The sequence below is a fragment of the Lactobacillus ultunensis DSM 16047 genome, from assembly GCF_001436305.1.
GTDB lineage: Bacteria > Bacillota > Bacilli > Lactobacillales > Lactobacillaceae > Lactobacillus > Lactobacillus ultunensis.
On sequence record NZ_AZFO01000033.1, the window covers coordinates 1 to 21577 of the forward strand.

20 protein-coding genes, 3 pseudogenes and 1 riboswitch are annotated in these 21577 nt (G+C 37.1%); of the genes and pseudogenes, 15 read left to right on the plus strand and 8 right to left on the minus strand.

Translation table 11 applies throughout. From position 1 onward, the window contains the following. Positions 1–496 precede the first annotated feature (496 nt). Positions 497–973, plus strand: coding sequence for a GNAT family N-acetyltransferase (locus tag FC57_RS08600; RefSeq protein WP_014564044.1), 477 nt, complete (start codon positions 497–499; stop codon positions 971–973). A 39-nt stretch (positions 974–1012) separates the two neighbouring features. Here FC57_RS08600 and FC57_RS08605 read toward each other — a convergent pair whose 3' ends face one another. Further along, positions 1013–1828, minus strand: coding sequence for a PTS system mannose/fructose/sorbose family transporter subunit IID (locus tag FC57_RS08605; RefSeq protein ID WP_040529316.1), 816 nt, complete (start codon positions 1826–1828; stop codon positions 1013–1015). Next, a pseudogene (locus FC57_RS08610) lies at positions 1803–2342 on the minus strand (PTS mannose/fructose/sorbose/N-acetylgalactosamine transporter subunit IIC); the annotation flags it as partial. The pseudogene FC57_RS08610 and the gene FC57_RS08605, both read right to left, overlap by 26 nt. Before the next feature lie 200 nt (positions 2343–2542). Here FC57_RS08610 and FC57_RS08615 point away from each other — a divergent pair. Then, positions 2543–3382 carry an aldo/keto reductase gene (locus tag FC57_RS08615; RefSeq protein WP_007125117.1) on the plus strand — a complete coding sequence of 280 codons (840 nt, stop codon included), beginning with the start codon at positions 2543–2545 and terminating at the stop codon, positions 3380–3382. Between the two features lie 3 nt (positions 3383–3385). Here the strand turns inward: FC57_RS08615 and FC57_RS10920 are convergent, their stop codons facing one another. Further along, positions 3386–3535, minus strand: a complete 150-nt coding sequence (locus tag FC57_RS10920; protein ID WP_155801059.1) for a hypothetical protein — start codon at positions 3533–3535, stop codon at positions 3386–3388. Positions 3536–3679: 144 nt separating this feature from the next. Here FC57_RS10920 and FC57_RS08620 point away from each other — a divergent pair, with 144 nt between their 5' ends. After that, on the plus strand, positions 3680–3955 hold the full coding sequence (locus tag FC57_RS08620; protein ID WP_007125119.1) for an AbrB/MazE/SpoVT family DNA-binding domain-containing protein: 276 nt from the start codon (positions 3680–3682) through the stop codon (positions 3953–3955). Then, entirely contained in the window at positions 3942–4316 is a 375-nt protein-coding gene (locus FC57_RS08625; protein WP_007125120.1) for a type II toxin-antitoxin system PemK/MazF family toxin, read from the plus strand. The genes FC57_RS08620 and FC57_RS08625 overlap by 14 nt, the downstream gene beginning before the upstream one ends. Before the next feature lie 53 nt (positions 4317–4369). Here the strand turns inward: FC57_RS08625 and FC57_RS08630 are convergent, their stop codons facing one another. Both FC57_RS08630 and pyrR read right to left on the minus strand, forming a co-directional pair. After that, positions 4370–5698 (minus strand): solute carrier family 23 protein, encoded by a 1329-nt coding sequence (locus FC57_RS08630; protein ID WP_007125121.1) that lies wholly within the window; start codon positions 5696–5698, stop codon positions 4370–4372. Between the two features lie 10 nt (positions 5699–5708). Continuing rightward, the gene (gene pyrR / locus FC57_RS08635; RefSeq protein ID WP_007125122.1) at positions 5709–6239 is read right to left on the minus strand and encodes a bifunctional pyr operon transcriptional regulator/uracil phosphoribosyltransferase PyrR; all 531 of its coding nucleotides are present in this window, start codon (positions 6237–6239) and stop codon (positions 5709–5711) included. A gap of 361 nt (positions 6240–6600) precedes the next feature. Between pyrR and FC57_RS11315 the strand changes: the two are divergent. Together FC57_RS11315 and FC57_RS08645 are read left to right on the plus strand one after the other, a co-directional pair. Then, positions 6601–7016, plus strand: a pseudogene (locus FC57_RS11315) (MFS transporter); the annotation flags it as partial. Between the two features lies 1 nt (position 7017). Then, positions 7018–7981: pseudogene (locus FC57_RS08645) on the plus strand (MFS transporter); the annotation flags it as partial. Positions 7982–8017: 36 nt separating this feature from the next. Here FC57_RS08645 and FC57_RS08650 read toward each other — a convergent pair. Further along, complete coding sequence (locus FC57_RS08650) at positions 8018–9217, minus strand: multidrug efflux MFS transporter (RefSeq protein ID WP_040529321.1); 1200 nt, start codon at positions 9215–9217, stop codon at positions 8018–8020. Between the two features lie 153 nt (positions 9218–9370). On the opposite strand from FC57_RS08650, the gene FC57_RS08655 reads away from it, so the two are divergent. The 4 genes from FC57_RS08655 to FC57_RS08670 all read left to right on the plus strand — a co-directional run bounded on the left by FC57_RS08655 (position 9371) and on the right by FC57_RS08670 (position 13565). Beyond that, complete coding sequence (locus tag FC57_RS08655; protein ID WP_007125125.1) at positions 9371–10993, plus strand: ABC-F family ATP-binding cassette domain-containing protein; 1623 nt, start codon at positions 9371–9373, stop codon at positions 10991–10993. Between the two features lie 86 nt (positions 10994–11079). Further along, positions 11080–12000 carry an aldo/keto reductase gene (locus tag FC57_RS08660; protein WP_007125126.1) on the plus strand — a complete coding sequence of 307 codons (921 nt, stop codon included), beginning with the start codon at positions 11080–11082 and terminating at the stop codon, positions 11998–12000. 86 nt (positions 12001–12086) lie between these two features. After that, positions 12087–12875 (plus strand): hypothetical protein, encoded by a 789-nt coding sequence (locus FC57_RS08665; RefSeq protein WP_007125127.1) that lies wholly within the window; start codon positions 12087–12089, stop codon positions 12873–12875. Between the two features lie 15 nt (positions 12876–12890). After that, positions 12891–13565 carry a type 1 glutamine amidotransferase gene (locus FC57_RS08670; RefSeq protein WP_007125128.1) on the plus strand — a complete coding sequence of 225 codons (675 nt, stop codon included), beginning with the start codon at positions 12891–12893 and terminating at the stop codon, positions 13563–13565. Positions 13566–13619: 54 nt separating this feature from the next. On the opposite strand, the gene FC57_RS08675 is transcribed toward FC57_RS08670, so the two are convergent. Both FC57_RS08675 and FC57_RS08680 read right to left on the minus strand, forming a co-directional pair. Beyond that, positions 13620–14396 (minus strand): Cof-type HAD-IIB family hydrolase, encoded by a 777-nt coding sequence (locus FC57_RS08675; RefSeq protein WP_007125129.1) that lies wholly within the window; start codon positions 14394–14396, stop codon positions 13620–13622. A 40-nt stretch (positions 14397–14436) separates the two neighbouring features. Then, on the minus strand, positions 14437–15258 hold the full coding sequence (locus tag FC57_RS08680) for a transporter substrate-binding domain-containing protein (protein ID WP_007125130.1): 822 nt from the start codon (positions 15256–15258) through the stop codon (positions 14437–14439). A gap of 113 nt (positions 15259–15371) precedes the next feature. On the opposite strand from FC57_RS08680, the gene FC57_RS08685 reads away from it, so the two are divergent. The 5 genes from FC57_RS08685 to FC57_RS08705 all read left to right on the plus strand — a co-directional run bounded on the left by FC57_RS08685 (position 15372) and on the right by FC57_RS08705 (position 21544). Continuing rightward, a complete protein-coding gene (locus tag FC57_RS08685) occupies positions 15372–15812 on the plus strand; it encodes a MarR family winged helix-turn-helix transcriptional regulator (RefSeq protein ID WP_007125131.1) in 441 nt (146 codons plus the stop codon). Then, a complete protein-coding gene (locus FC57_RS08690; RefSeq protein WP_007125132.1) occupies positions 15812–17542 on the plus strand; it encodes an ABC transporter ATP-binding protein in 1731 nt (576 codons plus the stop codon). Before FC57_RS08685 ends, FC57_RS08690 begins: the two co-directional genes overlap by 1 nt. Continuing rightward, a complete protein-coding gene (locus tag FC57_RS08695; RefSeq protein WP_007125133.1) occupies positions 17542–19311 on the plus strand; it encodes an ABC transporter ATP-binding protein in 1770 nt (589 codons plus the stop codon). Before FC57_RS08690 ends, FC57_RS08695 begins: the two co-directional genes overlap by 1 nt. Positions 19312–19348: 37 nt before the next feature. After that, a riboswitch (TPP riboswitch) is annotated at positions 19349–19439 on the plus strand. 41 nt (positions 19440–19480) lie between these two features. After that, positions 19481–20059 (plus strand): ECF transporter S component, encoded by a 579-nt coding sequence (locus FC57_RS08700; protein ID WP_007125134.1) that lies wholly within the window; start codon positions 19481–19483, stop codon positions 20057–20059. A 105-nt stretch (positions 20060–20164) separates the two neighbouring features. After that, complete coding sequence (locus FC57_RS08705; RefSeq protein ID WP_007125135.1) at positions 20165–21544, plus strand: MFS transporter; 1380 nt, start codon at positions 20165–20167, stop codon at positions 21542–21544. Positions 21545–21577: the final 33 nt, after the last annotated feature.

Here is a 21577-nt window from a genome sequence, read left to right on the forward strand (position 1 = left end):
CTACTTGACAGGGAATGTATCAATTGGACATGGGTGACGTTTTTATTTTAAAGCCAAGTTAATTAACCTGACAGGTTAGCGGCGTCTGTGTCGTCGTTTAAACTTGGCCAATCTTTTTCGACTGAGGATACGATTTTTTAGCCAATTATCGTAAGCTTTGTTAAGCATATGTGATACAAAGCTAGCCAAGATTGACCCGACAAATGTAAGTAAAGTATTGAACACGACAATTCACCTCCTTCCTAGATATTTAGGAAGTACAGGCGCCGTTAATCATTATATCAAAGGTTAAATGACAATTTTACAAAATATAAGCTAAAAAATTGAGTTGAAAAGAGCAGGTTTAATGACCTGTTCTTTTTGCTAGTTATTGTATTTTTTTGATAAAATATGTGTGTAAAAATATTTTATTTTTAGTTAGATAGAAAAGAAGGATACTATTTTAGACTCTAAACCTGCCCGATGGGGCACAAAAGCATATCGTGATGCTAAGCAGTTGTACATGAAGGCATTTCCTGCATGGGAAAGATTCTCAATGCTTTCACTCTTAGCAATGTCACTTCACCGCAATGTTAAGTTTCACGCAATTTATGATAATGGCAAATTCTGTGGTATTACTTATTATGCTGAAAATGACAACACCGTCTACCTGACCTATTTAGCGGTCAGCGAAAAATTGCGGGGACATGGATATGGCTCTAAGATTTTGACTGTGTTGGAGGATCAGTTTCCAGATAAGCAAATCGTGATTGATATTGAACCTGTGACTAAGAAGGCGAAAAATTATAAGCAACGTGTCAGTCGTTTGAAGTTCTATGAGCGCAATGGCTTCCATAGAACCGATCAGAAGCTGAAGGATCCAGATGGAGAATTCGAGGCTCTAACGACTGGCAAGAAGCTGGATAAAAATAGTTTCATTAAAACTTTACGTCAAATGAGCTTTGGCTTTTATCAAGCTAAGGTCGAAAAATAAACAAAAAAGAGAAGTTCACAACAGAACTTCTCTTTTGCTTTAGCCTAAAATGTGGAAATATGATAAGACAATTCCGAGAATCAGAACAAACCAGATCATCTTGGTTGAAGTGACGCCTTTCTTACCAAGCAGCCAGTAGACAAGTGCTACCAACAATACTGGTACTAGAGACGGCATAATTTGATTCAGAATCGATTGCATCTTCAGCGTGATCTTACCGGTATGGAAAACATATGGCACTTTCGCCTTAATAACGGTAGGAATCAAAGCACCAACGACCATCACACCGAGCAGAATGGCTGAGTCAGTAATGGCGTTCAACTTACCAGAAGCAGAATCAATCAACTTAGTACCTTGGTAGTAACCCATAGGTAGGAATGAAAAACGCAGGAATAAGATGATAATATCGACTAAGATCCAGAGAATTGAGCCAAGTGGATTACCTCTAAGTCCCATATAGGCACCGATTGAGCCACAGATAGTTGGAATAATTGCACTGAAGATCGTGTCACCTATACCAGCAAGAGGTCCCATTAAACCAGTTTTAATACCAGCAACAGTATCTTTTGACTTAATGCCTTGGCTCTCTTCAAGGGCTAAGTCGACACCAATGATGAAGTTATCATCGTAGGCGTTAACGTTGAAGAATTGTGTTTGCATTTGCATCATTTCAACTAATTCATCATCTTTGTACCAACGCTTAAGGAATGGCAAGAGGGCGTAGAAATAGCCTGGTGCCATCATTCTTTCATAGTTCCAGGACAATTGACTAGCCCAGAGCCAGCGCCAGTTAGCTCTGAATGAATCTTTCTTAGTCAACTTGCCTGAATTAGTTTTCGTATTCGCCTTCGTCATTTTCATATTCCTCACTTTTTGTATTATTTGTGTTTGTAGTAGTCTTTTCGTCTAACTTAGCAACTTCACGTTGGTAGTGAATGTAGGCAAGGGCCGCACCAAGTAAAGCGACACCTAGCATTGGGATCTTCATGTAGGAAGCTGCGATAAAACCAATTGCTAAATATGAAATGAAACGTTTAGTTGGTAAGTATCTAAGCAAGATAGCGATACCGACAACAGGCAAGATGCCACCAGAAACCTTAAGTCCATTAGTAAGCCAAGTAGGAATGATGCGTAAGATCATTCTGACGACGTCGTTACCAACGATTAAAAGAATAAAGACAGGGATTGCACGAGAAAGTTCCCATGAAAAAGTACCCCAAAGTGCATTTCTGGCAGCCGCGTCTGGATTATTTTCTTTAATAAATTTGTCCATTCTATGTTGGAAAATGGTGTCGATGAAGCTAGTGAGCACATCAAGCTGTACCATTAGCAAACCGACTGGAACGGCTAAACCGATTGCAAATTGAATACTTAATTTGCTTTAACGATCATTGTCTACTCTGTTTTTATGTAAGTGATTACATTACTGGTGGATTAGGATTGGTGAATTGAAGGGATAAAAAAATCCTAATCGGTGTGATGGACGATTAAGATTTAGCTTTTTTCATCTAAGTATTATATTCTGTATGAAAAGATATTCGTCTAAATTAATAAGCAAAGGAAAACATCATGGAAAAATTTGTTACGTTAAATAATGGAGTAAAAATGCCGCGGTTAGGCTTCGGGGTATACCAGATCGATGATCTCGCTCAAGCACAGCAAGTTGTAGAAGATGGTCTGGAAATTGGCTATCGTTTGGTCGATACCGCGCAGATCTACGGTAACGAGCAAGCTGTTGGGGATGCAATCAAGCATAGCATTGTCCCACGAGAAGATATTTTTGTTACTTCTAAAATCTGGGTCGATGATTACGGCTATGATAAGACACTCGAAGCATTTGATGAATCAATGAAAAAGCTACAACTGGATTATCTTGATCTGTACTTAATCCATAAGCCATACAATGATTATTACGGTACCTGGCGTGCACTTGAGCGGCTATACAAAGAAGAAGGGCGCATTCGTGCGATTGGCGTCAGCAGCTTCTGGAATGAGCGTCTAGCCGACCTGATTACCTTCAATGATGTGAAGCCAGTAGTGAACCAGATTGAGACCAATGTTTGGAATCAAGAATGGAAATCGCAGAAGTATATGGAAAAAGAAGGCGTGCAGCCTGAAGCGTGGGCACCATTTGCTGAGGGTGCCGATCATGTTTTCACCAACCCTGTTTTGGAAGAAATTGCTGAAAAGCATCATAAGACTACGGCACAAGTGATGCTTAGATGGTTTTTGCAAAGAAATTATGTGGTGATTCCTAAATCAGTGCATAAAGAGAGATTGGCACAAAACTTTGATGTCTTCGACTTTGAATTGGATAAAACGGATATGGAGAAGATAAAGACGCTAGATCAAGGTCGCAGTATTCTAGAAGATGAGATGAATCCAGAGATAGCGGAAAGTTTTAGATAAGTACTAACCGTTCTTTATCCATTCTTTTACATCGCTTGGTGTGTTTTTAGGAAATACAAGTACACCGTTTTTGTTAACTTGAAGTGGAATTGCATGAGAGTTCAATTTTTTAATAATTTGTGATTGACAATTCTTTTTAGTTGAATCAGTCATATTATGTGTCCTTTCTAAATACTGTATCTTCATTTTGATATGAATAATCAAGTTTGGAAATACAAAAATAGGAGCTCCAATTATTAGTAATTGTTGTATTCACGGTAATTACAGTATATACTACTACATATAGGAGGTGCCAAGATGGTTATAAAAGCAAGAAAACAGGGCAATTCTATTGTTTTAACTATTCCTAAGTCTCTTAATATTCCCGTTGATACAGAATTTACGGTGGATTTACAAAAAAATGGTGACTTAGTTTATAAAAGGACTAATCAAACAGGGTATGATCTATGGTCTGATCCCGCTTATGATGATTATGATTATGATGCTGAGATCAAGAGAGAGTATAAAGAATTGGGATATAATCCTCGAGAAGTAGCTCCAGTAGGTAAGGAATTAGATAATGGCACGAATTAATGTACATCAAGGCGATATAATTATGGTTGATGCCGAGCCACATGCTGGTCATGAAATGGGTGGACATAATCCTGAGCAAGGCAACATTAGAAGACGATTCCTGGTTGTTAGTCGTTATCAATATATAAGAAAATCAGGTTTAGTTATTGGATTAGCAATTACACATACTCATATTGAGAATGATCCTTTTAGATTTTACGTACTAGATTTTCCTAGTAATACAAATGGTGATGCATTACTTTTCCAAATGCTGACATATGATTTCATAGCCAGACATGGGAAAGTAATCGGACATATTACACCATCATCCGAATTTGATGATCTATTAAAACAAGTACAAAATATTTTCCTTAAAGAATAAAAAGAGTCTCATTTTTGAGACTCTTTTTTGAAGTTATTTAGTTATTTCTATCTTTATTGATAAATTTTGCCTTCTTGTTTTTCCTTGTTCTTTTTAGCCAAAGCTTTTTCACTAGCAGCTTGCTTAGGCAATACCCAGTTCAAAATCATACCAATGATAGTTGAAAGGGCAACTGAAGTTAATTGGAAGTTGCCAAGTTGCAAGTAAGCACCACCGATGCCGATAACCAAGATAACTGAAGCAATCAACATGTTACGCTTTTCACCAAAGTCAATTTGATCATCAACCAAGATCTTCAAACCGTTAGAAGCGATGGTACCAAAGAGTAAGAATGAAATACCACCAATAACCGGCATTGGGATTGATTCAATTAATGCAGCTAGCTTACCGACAAAACTGAAGATAATTGCACAAACTGCAGCACCTGCAAGCACCCAAACTGAGTGAACCTTAGTCATAGCAAGAACACCAATATTTTCACCATATGAGGTTGTAGGAGGACCACCAATGAAACCAGCGATAATCGTTGAAATACCGTCACCCATCATGGTTCTGTGTAAACCTGGATTCTTAAAGAAATTACGCTTAGTCAATGAGTTAAGCACCATGATGTGGCCCATGTGTTCAGTCATCGTAACGAAGGCAATTGGAGCCATGGCTAAGATAGCTGCTGGGTACCATTTGAAGTGGTAGCTAATGCCCATTACGTCGAGGGCAGGAACTGAGAACCAAGCGGCTTTTTCAACACCTGAGAAATCAACAATTCCCAAGCAGCAAGCCAAAATGTAGCCACAGATAATACCCAACATGATTGATACTAAACTAGTGAAGCCCTTGAAGCACATTTGGAAGATCAGAGTCATTACCAAAGTAAAGATGGCTACACCAAAGTAAGTTAAATCATACTTTTGGTGGTTCATCATGGCATCGTTAGCAGCGGTAGTTGCTAATGACAAGCCAATAACGATGATAATTGGTCCAACCACGATTGGTGGCAAAACCTTGTTGACCCAACCAGATCCGATTTTAGAAATAATCAAAGCAACGACTACATAAACTAAACCAGAAGCAATCGCACCTTGAGCAACGGCTGGATAACCGTCAGCCTTCATCAATGCTTGCATTGTTGCAACGAAGGCAAAACTTGAACCTAAGTATGCTGGAATCTTAAAGTGGGTTAAGATCATATGAACCAAAGTACCAACACCTGATGAAAGCAGGGCGATACTTGGACTGATTCCAATCAGAATTGGAACCAAAACGGTAGAACCAAACATGGCAAACATGTGCTGGAGTGACAGCAGAATGCCTTGGCCTAGTTTGGGCTTTTCATAGACGTCTAAAATCGCGTCCGGGTTTCTAAACTTTTCTTTTTCACTCATTCAAATACTCCTATTTATTCATGATATCAATGCCGTCTTTGTCATCGACTTCAGTCATTGATACTTTAACTTCTTCATTCATTGCTGTTGGAATGTTCTTACCAATAAAGTCTGGACGAACAGGAAGTTCACGGTGACCACGATCAACTAATACAGCCAAGTTGATCTTAGCTGGACGACCTTGATCCATTAAAGCATCAAGCGCAGCTCTGGTGGTTCTGCCAGTAAACAAAACATCATCGACTAAAACAACATTTTTATCGGTGATATCAAAATCGAGTTGTTGGCTGTGAATCATCTTTTCTTTTTCAGCTTCAGGTAAGTCATCACGGTATTGTGAGACATCGATTGCACCGACAGGAATTTGAACATCTTCGAGGTTCTTTAAATTCTTAGCAATTCTTTGAGCTAAGTAGAGACCGCGTGTCTTAATTCCTACTAAAACCAAATTTTCAGTACCTTTATTGCGTTCGACAATTTCATAAGTCATACGCATCAAGGCACGTTTCATGCTAATAGCATCAACTATTTCTTTTGCCATAGATTTTCCTTTCTCGGATGACCAAAAGAAAAAGACCACCAAGGACACTGAGTCCAAGATGGTCTTTCTGTTTTTGCTAGCACAAAAAAGACTAGCTAATGCAGATTTCCTTCTTAGCCTCACGGGACTAATCTTAAAGGTCATCACTATTTTTCTTATATTAAACTAGGAAAGTTAAGCTTTGTCAAGCAAAAGTAAAAAAGGACTTTGACAACTATAGAATGAATTTTGCATACTATGAGATGAGAATTATTGAGTAAAGGATGATTGGATGAATAAGAAGCAAATTTTGATGGTTACTTGGGCACTAATTCTGGCTAATATTATGTCAGGACTTGATGCAACCATTATTAATACTGCCATCCCTGCAATTGTGTCTGATTTGCATGGGATTCAATACATGGGCTGGATTGTTGCTTGTTTTTTGTTAGGTATGTCTGTTTCAGTGCCAATTTGGAGCAAGCTGGGTGAACGGATGGGTAATAAATTTGCTTTTGAACTTTCATTAGCCTTATTTATCTTAGGTTCAATTCTTGAGGGTGTAGCCCCAGATATTTATTTCTTCCTTATTTCCCGGGTATTAATGGGAGTGGGAGCTGGCGGAATGGGCTCATTGCCTTATATCATCGTCGGTTATATCTATCCCAATGTTAAAAAGAGAACAGTCATTTTAAGCTACATTGCGGCTAGCTTTAGTGCCGCCAGTATTGCAGGACCTTTAGTTGGTGGCTGGATTGTTGATGCCTTGTCCTGGCATTGGGTCTTTTATATTAATGTNGCCATTAGGCTTGATCTCAATCATTTTGAGTATTGTCTACTATCGCGGTATTCGCAAACCTGAAAAGAATGTCCACTTTGATAAAAGCGGTGCAGCTGCTCTAATTGTTGGTTTGACTTGCTTTTTAATTGGGATGCAGATGTTGGGCATTACTAGTATGACTATGGTCGCTTCTTTTGTAATTGTAGGAATTATCCTTTTAGTTATCTTTATTGCAATTGAGAAGAAAGCAGAGAGCCCAATTGTTCCTTTATCTGTATTTACCAATAAAGCTTTGGTAGGCGATTTTATCCTGTTTGCCTTAGCATGGGGTGCTTACATTGCGGTTAATACGTATTTGCCTATGTGGTCACAAGCTATTTTAGGTACCTCAGCTTTAATTGGTGGGGTGACTTTGATTCCTAACTCAATTTTAGATATTGGCGGTTCACAAAGTGCGCCTGCCTTATTGCGCCACTTCAATAATTATCGTCTATTGATCTTTAACCTGACTTTATTGGCGATCACGGCTTTAGGGTTGATTTTAGTACCAAGCAATACGCCTTATCAAATCTTAATGATTATTGCTGCCTTTTCTGGTTTTGGAGTAGGTTCAATTTTCGTTATCTTGCAGATCAAGGTACAAGTTGATGCCAGTGAAAAAGACATGGCTCCGGCAACCTCGCTTAGCTTTTTGATTCGAATTTTAGCTCAGACTATCATGTCTGCAGTTTATGGCGTAATTATGAACTTGGCTCTATCACGAGGTATTGCCAGCCATCACGGCATTACGATGACCATGATGAATAAGCTGAGTGATGCGGCATCTGCTCAAGGTTTGCCTAAAGCATTGATGCCAACGATGCGTTCGATTTTTCATTCAGGAATTATTGAAATTATGTGGACTTCTGTATTCTTGTTGGTTATAGCTTATGTAGTTAACTTTATTTATAACCGTCATGAAGCTAAAAAAGCAGCAGAATAAAAAAAGGTTTGAGTGATTGATTGCTCAAACCTTTTTTTACTGTAAATTTTTAATTACGTTGATTCTAAAGAGAAGCAGATTGATCAGCACAATTGCCGTGGTGACGATGAAGACCATGCTGTAATTAAACATCCCTGATACAAATGAACCCAGTAGTGGTCCCACGATATTACCGATATACATGGCTGACTGATTCCATGAGAAAATACGGCCAGTTACAGTGGCCGGAGAGTTTTTAGTTAGCATCGTTTGCACTTGTGGGAATAAGCAAGCGTCAGAGAAACCAACTAAGAAGCGCAAGATCCCTAATTCGATTGTGTTTTGGACAAAAGCAGTTAGAAAGAAGAAAATTGAAGCCGCAATGAATCCGGCAACGATAATTTTGTGAGTACCGATTTTATCACCAAGTGCTCCAAAACGGGATGCTACCAAGAAGGTGGCAATCCCAGGAAGAGCCGCAATAACACCGGAAATGAAAACGACATTGCCGTGACCATTAAGCAACTGGCGTACATATAGTGAAACGATGGGGTTGATTGAGTTGTTGGCTGCTTGAATGATCAAGGTAGTCAATAATAAGCCAAAAATCAGGTGAGGTGAGCGAAGCGACTTGATAACGCCACTAGCTTTGTCCAATTTCTTGGCAGTGACTGGTTTGAAGTCGTCTTCATGAACGAAGAATAATACTAAAATTGAACAAATTAAAAGCAAGCCGCCTGTGATCATAAAGGTAACGCGGTATGAAAAGATAGAAGTCAAAGCACCACCGACAAGTGGTCCAAGCAAAGTTCCGGCAGTTGTAGCTGAAGCGATAGTCCCTAAAGCTTGCCCTGAATTTGTTTTTGGCGTTTCAGTGGCTACTAGTGCATTAGAGTTAGAAATAAAACCAGCAAATACTCCTTGTAACATTCTAAGCAAAAGTAGTTGCCAAACATTTTGGACTAATCCCATTCCGGCTATCACAATTGACATTCCGATTCCGGCTCGTAAGATCATTGGCTTACGACCTTTTTTATCAGCTAGCTTGCCCCACCACGGAGAAACAACTGCGGAAACAATGAATGTACCGGAATAAACGATTCCGGACCAAAAGTTAAGCTGCTGATGAGAGAAATTGCCTAATGTGTTAATGTATAACGACAAGAAAGGCATAATTTCCGAAAAGGCGATTCCTGCGATAAAGACAGCAATTGATAAAACAAATAAATTTTTCTTCCAAATAGGTTTCTCTTTCAACTTATTCAATTCCTTCCTAATATTTTCATTTTAGCAAAAAATAAATTATTGCTATCATGATAAGCTTGAAATAATTTATTGTTTAATGACATTTAGTGACTTTTTTAGTATACTGATACATAATTTTATATTTTTAATAGTGAGGTATAGCGATTGATTACAGTATCCGACTTAAGTCTTAAATTTGGCGGCCGAACACTCTATGAAGATGTTAACTTGAAATTTACTCCGGGCAATTGCTACGGTGTCATTGGCGCTAACGGTGCCGGTAAATCTACTTTTCTTAAATTGTTAGAAGGCAAGCTTGAACCAACAACTGGCTCTATTAGTATTGATCCTAACGAAAGAATGTCCAGTTTGAACCAGGATCACTTTGCTTTTGATAATTGCACTGTCATGGACACCGTAATTCAAGGGCATAAGGAACTTTATCAAGTAATGAAGGAAAAAGATACTCTTTATGCTAAGCCTGATTTTGGTGATGAAGATGGGGTTAAAGCAGCAGAATTAGAAAGCAAGTTTGCGGAACTAGATGGTTGGAATGCAGAGGCAGATGCTTCCAAGTTATTACAATCATTAGGTATTCCTGAAGAGCAACACCAAATGCTGATGAAGGAATTGCCAGAATCCGAAAAGGTTAAGGTATTGCTTGCTCAAGCACTTTTCGGCAATCCAGATATCCTCTTGCTTGACGAACCAACTAACGGTCTTGATGTTCATACTGTTGAATGGTTGGAAAACTTTTTAGCTGATTATCCTAATATTGTGATTGTGGTTTCTCACGACCGGCACTTCTTAAATCAGGTATGTACCGAAATGTGTGACGTAGATCGTGGCAAAATTCAGCTATATGTTGGTAACTATGATTTCTGGTATGAATCTAGTAAGTTGGCTAATGAATTAGCAGCTAACCAGAATGCTAAAAAAGAAGAAAAGATCAAACAATTACAGGAATTTATTGCTCGTTTCTCAGCTAATGCGTCTAAATCTCGTCAAGCAACTTCTCGTAAGAAGCAATTAGACAAGATTACTTTGGATGATATCAAGCCATCTTCACGGAAATACCCATTTGTAAAATTTGAGATGCACCGTGATTTGGGTAATGACTTAGTAAAGGTAGAGAACGTTTCTTATTCAGTCGATGGTGAAAAGATTCTGGATAATGTCTCCTTTATTGTTCGTCCTGGTGATAAAGTGGCATTTTTATCACGGAATGCTTTGGCGACTACAGCTTTGCTGGATATCGTTGCTGGTAAAATCAAACCAGATACTGGTACAGTTACTTGGGGTCAAACTACAGCCTTCAATTACATGTCACGCGATTTAAATGCTAACTTCAACAATGACGATTTGACCATTCTTGATTGGTTGCGTCAATATGCGACTAAGGAACAAGATGATAATACATTTTTGCGTGGCTTCTTAGGGAGAATGCTCTTTAGTGGGGATGAAATCGAAAAGAAAATTAAAGTTTTGTCCGGTGGAGAAAAAGTACGTTGTCAGTTGTCTCGCATGATGTTAGAACCAGCGAATGTTTTAATTATGGATGATCCAACTAATCACTTGGATTTGGAATCAATCACTGCATTAAATGACGCTTTAGTTGCATATCCTGGTTCTATTTTATTCACGTCACATGACCACGAATTTATTCAAACTATTGCTAACCATATTATTGAAGTTGGCCCTAAGGGAATTGTTAGCCATCAAGATACGACTTATGATGAATTTTTAGATAAGCCAAGTATTCAAGAACAAGTAGAAAAGATCTATTAAATGTAAAAGATTCACATTAAGTGAATCTTTTTTTGCATAGTAGGATAATGGATGTAACGAAGTAAAAACATTAGAAAGGATTAAACATGAAACAAATTAAAATGGGCTGTACTACCTTAGATATTCCGGCAATGGCTTTAGGAATTATGCGTATGGATAAAAAGACGATTCCTGAAGCACAAGTTGCAATTCAAGCTGCTTATGATGCAGGAATCAACTTTATTGATTCTGCCGATATTTATGGTGGTGGTAAATCTGAAGAAATATTTGACAAAGCATTAAAGCAAATGCATCTTAAGCGTGAAGATTTATTTATTCAATCTAAAACTGGGATTGTACCAGGCAAGCGATATGATTTTTCTAAAAAACATATTCTCCAAAGCGTTGATGGCATCTTAGATAGAATGCAAATCGATTATCTTGATTCCTTAGTTTTACATCGTCCAGATGCTTTAATGGATCCTGAAGAAGTAGCTGAAGCATTTGATGCGCTGCAAGCAAGTGGCAAAGTCAGATTCTTTGGCGTATCCAATTTTGATTCAGCTCAATTTGAATTATTGCAAAATAGTTTAAGCCAACGGTTAATGTTTAATCAATTGCAGTTTGGCTTGAAGCATACTGGGATGATTGACTTCGGGATGCATATGAATATGGCAGACGACTCGTCAATTGATCGTGATGGTCAATTTTTAGATTATGCTCGTTTACATCGAGTTACTGTGCAAGCATGGTCTCCATTTCAATATGGGATGTTTGAAGGAACGTTTATAAATAATGATGGCTTTCCTAAGTTGAATGCTGAATTACAAAAATTAGCTGATAAATATAACGTGGGTAAAAATGCGATTGCAGCAGCGTGGATCTTGTGCCATCCTGCTAATATTCAAATGTTGGTAGGTTCAATGAATCCTAAACATATTCAAGATTCGGCTAAAGGTGCAGACATTCAATTAACAAGACAAGAATGGTATGATCTTTATCTGGCTAGTGGTAACTTTTTGGCATAATTTTATCTTTGTAAATAAAACTAGCTTTTCAAAGCTAGTTTTTTGCTTATAATAAAAAAGAGATAATTAGAAAGGTACTAGCCAGTTTGAAAAAGCAAATTATTTTTGAAGATTTCATTCAAGATCGTGCGGTACAGATGTTTAAGCAACAAGATAAAGATTTGAAAAAGCAGGAATACACAGTTTTTATTCAAGTTTTTACCACAGATAACTTACCGTTTTCACCAGTTAATGACGATCATAAAAAAATAAGCTTTAAATCTGAAAATGTTAATACAGATACTGTGACTATGATCAGTGTTGCTGGAAATACGTATAATTCAGTTACACAAAAATATGAAGTTACAGATCATACTTTTGTTGTTGGAAAAGTTACTAATGGAAACATTACTGAAAAAGTTGCCATTAGACGAATGAAAAAATTTGCCGAATCTGTCATTAACGAGCTAAATAAGCAAGTTAAGGATCCTCATCTGCATGAACCGCATCTTTTAACAGATGTGCAGCGCGTGGAACAATTGTTAACGGATCGGAATGTCCAAATTACTAAATTAAGTCGTGAAACTGGTATTCCTGCTTTTACTTTGTATAATTATCGCAAGAATCCTGAAACATTGAAGAAAGCATCACATACGAATATTCAGCATTTGATAGTTAAGTATTACGAAACTTACTTTAATCGTAATGAAGTTGAACGTTTTCGTTTTATGTTAATCAAAATGACCAATGCTTATTTAAAGGAATGCAAGGATAACCCAATTCTGTATAATCCAGTGTATGAATTATATATGATGTGTGAACACGGGGATTGGCATAGGTTAGCTAAGATGGAAGAAATCTGGAAGGCTAACTATACAGCAGATAATCGATTATGAAAAGAGGGATGATAAATGCGTGTCAATGTATTGCAACATGCTCCAAATGAAGGGCCCGGTTCTATTCAGGATTGGTGTCATGTTAGAAAAAATGAAATGTTTGTTTATCATCCAGGCGATTTTGAAATTTTGCCTACAGTTGATGAAACAGATTTATTAGTTATCTTGGGAAGTCCTAACAGTCCTAATGATCAATTAGACTGGGTAAAAAATGAACGCGCTTTGATTAAGCAAATGCTTGCTGTTCATAAGCCAATAATCGGTATTTGTTTTGGTAGTCAACAGATCGCTAAGACTTTAGGATATCAAGTGCCTGATGCACCAGCTAAGGAAGTAGGCTGGGCACCGGTTTACTTACAGGATCATACGATTAGTGGAATTCCAGACAAATTAACTGCGCTTCATTGGCATGAACAAATGAGTGAAATTCCTAAGGAAGCTAAGTTGCTATTTTCAAGCGATTTGGTAAAGAATCAAGGCTATCTCCTGGGGAATAATGTAATTGGTCTTCAATTTCATTTTGAGCCTAATGAAGATAATTTACGCGAAATTGTTATTAATGATGGTGCATATGCTTTAGAAAATAATGATTTGCATCAAACACCAGCAGAAATTATCAAGCATGGCGTTCCCAAAGAAAATAAAGAAGTCATGTTTAGCTTGCTTGATTACATTACTAAGTCGAATTAGTTGAAGAATAGAAAAGGTGACATTCAGTAAATTTGAATGTCACCTTTTTAAATTTTAGATTAAATCATGTTCTTTACAATAGTGATAGATTCCATCTTCGCCAACACTAGGACAAACTTCCGTAGCAAGTGCTTTTAATTCTGGTGAACCATTTGCCATGGCAACGCCAGTGCCAACAGTCTTTAACATAGGAATATCATTATTGCCATCACCAAAAGCAATGGCTTCGGATGGGCTCAATTTATAGTACTTAAGAATCTGCTCGATTGCTATTCCTTTTCCACCGTTAGCAGGAATAATATCAACAGCTCGGTCCCACCAGGCCGTGATTTTTGCTCCATGGACATCTTGCATGACCTTTGGATATTCAACTTGGCGTGCGCCCATCATTATTTGATAAATTGGCTCGTTTATTATTTGGTTAAATTGAGGACTTACATTGACCTTAAGCCCACCAAATTTGAAATAATCAATTAGATCTTGATCTGCTCCATTAGCAGCCAAGCAATTTTTAGTTGCAATACATACCGGACGATTGATAGAACTTGCATTTTTAACAATTTGCAATACATCTTTTTGAGGAATGGGATTGCTAGAAATAAGTTGATCGGAAGTATAACAATATGATCCGTTGAAAGTTATATATGCATCAAAGATAAAACCCAAAAAAGAAGGTAGGGCTAAAGGTGCTCTGCCAGAAGCTACACACGTAATAATTCCATTAGTTTTTAGTTGATTTAACGTTTTTAAAATTTGGGCAGAGATATCGTCCTTATCCAAATCAACTAGGGTACCATCAATATCAAAAAAGGCAATTTTAATTTTAGCCATATTTTATACTCCTTTCTGCAGCATTTTATTTCTATTAAGATTAATATTTCTCAACTGTTTTTACATTAAAACCAGGGATATTGCTGAACCATTTTTTAATCAAACGTTGATAGGTACCATCTTTTTCAAGTTGATTTAACGCTAAATTGATTTTACGCATCATTGTACTTTGACCTTTATCTACGGCAATACCATATGGTTGATTGGTAAAGGTCCCGCCAACTACACGATAACCTGGATTATCTCTTAAAATACCAGCTAGGATGCCGTTATCGGTTACCAAAGCATTACCCTGATTAGCTTTAAGTGCCGCAAAAGCTTGTCCATAATCATCGTATTGCAAGATCTCAGCCTTAGGCGAAACTTTTTTCACCGCATCAGCTGATGTTGTTCCTTTAACTACGAGTACCTTTTGTTTATTTAAATCTTTAGCATTTTTGATTTTGCTATGATCGCTGACCATAACCGATTGCCCAGCAGGAAAGTAAGGCTTGCTGAAGTCAACTTGCTTTTTTCGTTCTGGCGTAATTGTCATAGCAGCAATCACTGCATCAACATTTCTATTCTTTAATAATTGAATCTTAGTATTAGCTGTAGTAGTGACAAAGTTGGCTTTAGCATCCTTGCCAAGAATTTTATGGGTTAAAGCATTAGCTAGATCTATTTCAAAGCCATTAACTTTACCGCTCTTAATGCTCATTGATCCAAACAAGGGGGTATCGGCTTTAACGCCCCAGTTAATAGTTTTGTTTTCTTTGACAGTTTCATAAATAGTTTGCTTCTTATTTTGGCTACACGCTGTCAGCATGAAAGATAGCAAGATGATGAAAAAAGTAGATAAGAATAGTTTTTTCTTTTTCATATGAATTCCGCTCCTTTCTTGTCGTTGCTTAATTATATCATAGAATTATTGACTTTAGTCCATATGTGTACTATATTAGTACGCACGTAGACTAAAATAAGCAGGTGGTATTGATGAAGATTAGTGAATCAGAAAAATTAAACATGTCGATTGTTCATGGCAGTAGAGCGTATGAACAATGGGAACAAGATCATCATTTGCCAGATTATTTGGTAGTAATTATGTATGAACTTTTATTGCGTGAAAAATTAACGCAAAAACAATTGGTGAATTTAAGCGATTTGCCTAAGCAATCTATTAATAAAGGAATTAAGCGATTGCATGAAGCAGGTTATCTGGATATGACTATTGATCCTGATGATAAGCGAGTTCGTTTTTGTGAATTAACCGATAAAGGAAAAAGTTATGCACAGGAAAAGCTAGCCTCCTTGTTTGATTTAGAAGAAAAAACAGCGCAAAAATTAGGTCCAGAAAAGATGAAGTTGCTTACTAGTCTTAATGAGGAGTGGAGCAACACTTTCTGGCAATTTTTAAATGAAGAAAGGGGTAACTAATGTCAGCTTTTAAGATTTTAATACCACATTTTAAACGCTATCGGAAAGATGTTATTGCAGCATTAATTGCCATTATCGTTTCAGCATTCGCCACTTTATATCAACCACGTTTGCTTGAAAATATTCAACGAGCAATTATGGCTGATCAAAAAGAAAGCGTGATTCATGATGGGATTATGCTGATTATTTTAGGCATAATTGCGATTGTGGCTGGTATTTTTAATGTTTATTACGCCGCTCGTATTGCTCAAGGGATAACGAGTGATTTGCGTGAAGAAACATATGCCAAGATTCAAAGTTTTTCTTTTGGCAATATTGAAAAATTTTCAGCTGGTTCATTAACAACACGTTTAATTAACGATATGAACCAAATTATGAACATGATCATGCAATTGTTTATGCAGCTTTTGAGAATGCCAATTTTAATTGTAGGTTCTTTTATTTTTTGTATCGTAATTATTCCACGTTTCTGGTGGGCAACTGTAGTGATGGTTGTTTTGATTATCGGCTTTGGTACTTATGTTTTAAAAAAGATGGGGAGTCTATTTGCCAAATTCCAAAAGACGATGGATAAAATTTCTGGGCAAGCTCAGGAAACTTTACAGGGTGTCCGAGTAGTTAAGTCTTTTAACCAAGAAGGACAGGAAATAAAGAAGTTCAACCAAACTTCAGATCGTTTGAATGATTACAATATCGTGATTGGTTACTGGTTTTCTGCAGTTATGCCAGCCTTTCAATTGATTGCATATTTAGTAATTACTTTGGTTGTCTTTTTAATTGGTCAAGGGATTGTACAACATCCTACAGATGTGGCAATTGTTAGTCCGTTTGTTAATTACATTTTGACATTATTGTGGACAATTATGATTGCCGGAATGACAATGATGCAATTTGCACGTGGAAATATTTCTTTAGGGCGAATCAAAGAAATTTTAGAAACTGAGCCTGATGTGAAATTCGTTAAGAACGGTTCTGTTGCTCCATTAAAGGGTTCAGTGGAATTTGATCACGTTTCTTTTACTTATCCAGATGGTGATGATGAAACATTAAAGGACATTTCTTTTAATGTTAAGCCAGGCGAAATGGTAGGGATTGTCGGTGCTACTGGTTCTGGCAAGTCCACATTAGCTCAATTAATTGCTCGTCTTTATGATCCGACTAAAGGTGAAATTAAGATTGGTGGTCAAAATATTAAAAACGTTACTGAGACGGCGTTACGAAAGACCATTTCTTTCGTTTTACAAAGAGCAATTCTGTTTTCAGGTACAATTGCTTCTAATTTGCGTCAGGGTAAAAACAATGCTAAGCAACATGAATTGCAACGTGCTGCCAATATGGCGCAAGCTTCTGAATTCATTGAGCGTTATAACGATTCCTTTGACCATGAAGTGGAAGAACGTTCTGCCAATTTCTCTGGTGGACAAAAACAGCGTCTATCGATTGCTCGAGGACTAATTGCCAAAGCTCCAATTTTAATTTTGGATGATTCAACTTCAGCTTTGGATGCAGAATCTGAAAAGAAAGTCCAGCAAGCATTAGAACATGAGTTACCTGATACAACTACATTTATTATTGCTGAAAAACTGGTATCAGTAGTTAATGCAGACAAGATCCTGGTACTTGATGATGGTAAGTTGGTGGCACAGGGAACTCATGAAGAACTTCTGAAGACGTCACCGATTTATCAAGAGATCTTCAAGACGCAGAAGGGTAAGAAAGGAGGCAAATAATGAACGATACAAGAAAAGCAATTCGCTATTTTGTTAAGTATTTGAAACCGTATTGGAAAGGAATTACGATCGTAATTATTCTTTCTTTAATTTCAAGTGGTGCTCAAGTGCTAGCACCAACTTATTTGGGTCAAGCTGTTACGGACTTGACTAACTATCTTTCTGCTTTACGGAAAGGCACTGCGAGTCTAAATACTTTCTACGGTGCGCTTTGGTCAATGTTTATCTTCTATGTGTTAAGTCAGGTAGCAATTTTTATTGCTTGGATGGTTATGTCCAAATTCAATGCAGACTCAACCAATGATATGCGTGAAAATCTCTTTGCTAAGTTTCAAAGAATGTTAGTACGCTACTTTGATACTCACCAAGATGGTAAATTATTGTCTCTTTTTACCTCAGATCTTGATAACATCTTTAATGCGATGAATAATGCCATTTTTGAAATTATTTCTCAGGGAATAATGTTTATCGGTACGATTATCGTGATGTTTATGGTAAACGCCCAGCTTGCCTGGACTACTATTGCAACGACACCGCTAATCTTGATCGTAGCTGTCTTAATTATGAAGAAAGCACGAATTTATTTGGACAAACAGCAAGATGAAATTGGCGATTTAAATGGTTATATCACCGAACAAATTAATGGTGAAAAGGTAATTATTACTAACGATTTACGTAAGGAGTCTGTTGAGGGATTCAAGACTTACAATAATCGTGTACGTAATGCGATGTTTAAGGGACAATTCTACTCAGGTATTTTGTTCCCATTGATGAACGGTTTGAATTTGCTCAATTTGGCAATCGTAATTGCAATGGGTGCTTGGATGATTATTTCAGGTCAAGTTAGCCAGGCTATTGGTCTAGGGTTGATTGTTACTTTCGTAGAATATTCTCAGAATTATTTCCAACCATTGACCCAAATTACTTCAATTTATTCAATGATTCAACTTGCTCTGACTGGTGCTAGAAGATTAGCTACAGTGGAAGAACAAAAAGATGAAGACAATGTTCCACAAGGTCGACAATTAAATGGCTTGCAGAAAGCAGTTAAACTAGAAGACGTGCATTTTGGGTATGATCCAAACAAAGAAATTTTGCATGGTGTAAGTATCTCTGTAAATAAAGGTCAATCAGTAGCTCTTGTTGGACCGACTGGCTCTGGTAAGACAACGATTATGAATTTGCTTAATCGCTTCTATGATGTTAACTCTGGAAAAGTTACTTTTGATGGCATTGATGTGCGTGATATTCAGTTGAAATTCTTACGTGATAATGTCGGCATTGTGTTGCAAGATTCAGTACTGTTTAGTGGAACTATTGCCGATAATATTCGTTATGGGAAGCCAAACGCAAGCATGGAAGAAGTAATTGATGCAGCCAAGCAAGCTAATATTCATGACTTTATTGAAAGCTTACCAGAAGGCTATGAAACTGAAGTGAATGATGCTAGTTCTGTTTTTTCAACAGGGCAAAAGCAACTTGTTTCAATTGCTAGAACTATTTTGACTAATCCAGATTTCTTGATTTTAGATGAAGCCACATCAAATGTAGATACGGTAACTGAAGAGAAAATTCAAAAGGCGATGGATGCTGTTATTGCAGGTCGAACTAGCTTTGTGATCGCTCATAGGTTAAAGACAATTCTTAACTCTAATAAAATTGTTGTTTTAAAGGATGGAAATGTAATCGAAGAAGGAAGTCATCACGACTTGTTAGCAAAACGAGGATTTTATCATAAATTATATACTGATCAAACAGTTTTTGATTAAATCATAAATTTTGTGATATAATAGTTCTAATCAAATATTTGGTCACTAGGGGTGCTGTAAGGCTGAGAAATACTCTTTGAACTTGAACAAGATAATACTTGCGTTAAGGAAAGTGCATAGATATAGATGTAGTACTCCTACTGACTTTTGTTAGTTAGGAGTATTTTTTATGTTCACACGTTCATCAAAATGGAATGTTAAGTCGATTATTTTAGTTGCCCTTATTGGAATTATCATGGGGATAATTTATACCTATGGTTTCAATAATGTGTATAACTTAGTTAAATTAAGTTTTTTGCCGACAGGTTATGCACCAGTTGTGGACAATATCTTTACTGGCCTATGGTATATGGCTGCACCCTTAGCCATGTATTTTGTCCCAACTGTTGGTTCAGGTACCATCGGTGAATTATTAGCGGCAACAGTTGAAATGGCTATTGGTGGTCAATGGGGAGCACTAACTATTTTGGAAGGTTTAATCCAAGGTGCTGCTAACGAAATTGGCTTTTTTCCTAAAAAAGAACGTTATGAAAGATTCTCTTGGCCTAGCGTATTAATCGGGGCTTTCTTTGCCAATCTAGGTGGCTTTGTTCCATCATATTTTTTATTTGGCTGGAGTCACTATAGCGTAAAATTACAGGTTTTGATGTTTATAGTTAGTTTGATCTCCGCATTCATTTTTGACGGAGTATTAGTAAAAATGATTACTAATTTATTTGATAAGACTTTAAAACCAAGAACAAAATAACCTAATTGCTCCCTTTCTTGTTATCCACATTTTTTTGACAGCTTTGAAGTGCTAAAATAAAAATGAAAGTATGTATACGTTTTCACAAAGGAAAGGGAGAGTAAATTGGCTAAACGATCGAATGCGGAGAAAGAAGCTGAAGCGGAAGCCATTAAGAATTGGAATCCGCGCTATCGTAAAAATGTAATTATCTATCTGTGGATTTATGGTATCTTAGGTGCGGTTACGGGAATTACCAATGATGCAGCTTTGTCCTACTACAAACTTGTAGCTCCACACTTAATTTCGGGTTTAAATATTTTCAATGCAGCAACAGCAATTTTAATGTCATTAATGATTGCTACTGTTCATAAGTACGGGTATCGGAACATTTTGTTGGTCTTGCCACCAATGACGGCAATTTTTATGGCCTTAACTTGTATAACGACTAATCAGATTATCATTATGATAGCTTATACCATTTCTTGGACAGCTATTGGTGTTTATGATCTGATGTATCCATTAATGTGGACTTCTTATGTTCCAGGCAAGATAAGAACGAAGATGTTCTCGATAGTAATGATCGTTAACTTAATTACTCAGACTATTTGTACATTCTTTGGTGGAAAAGCAGTTGTCTGGTTCTTTAGTTTGTTGCAAGGTAGTTCATATCATGATGCTTCACTTCTGTCTGGGCGTCCTGAATTAATGCATGGGCAAGTATTAGCAAACTATACTAATGCTTATCGTATTTTGTTAATCATCACAGCTATTGTAACTATGCTTGCTTTTGTTCTGGCTTTGTTTATTCACGATGTACCACGAGATTATCGTTCAGAAGCGAGTGAAAAACAAAATACTTCTGCGGATAAAGCTGCTATGTACAAGAAATTGCTTAATAAGAGAACGATTATGTGGATTGCCTATATTGCAGGAGTGCAATTAGGTGCACGTTTAATTGCCGTTTATGTACCTATTTATTTGAATAATTATTTGCATATTCCACGTGATGTTTCTTCAACAATCAATACCTTTGTCCAAGCAGCGATGTTAATCGGTTACTTCTTTGCCCCATTCTTGGAAAAGAAATTGGGAGCAATTGTCTCTGTCGCAGCCGGTACAATTACCTGTGTGCCAGTTATGTTATTACTGGCTAATGGACGTCATTTAGGTAGTGGGATGTTCTTATTTGTAATTGTTGGTATCTTGCTCTTCTTAAGGACTGGTTTAGCCAATGCCACGATGCCTATTCAGCAGGAAGTACAAATGGTTATCGTGGACAAAGACCTTCGTCCTGCCTTTACTGGTGTAGTACAAATTGCTTATGCGATTGTAGGAATTGTAGATGGCTTGTTTACGGAATTCTATCTATTTAATACTCAAGATGGTTATGCCAACGCCTACTACATTGCGGCAGTCATCTATGTAATTGCCAGTGTTTTGTTGTTAGTCTTCTTTGCTAAGAAATATAATCGTATCCTTGAAAAGAGTCATACTGAAGAATAATCAATATTTTAATACGCGTGGTGCTAGTTAAAT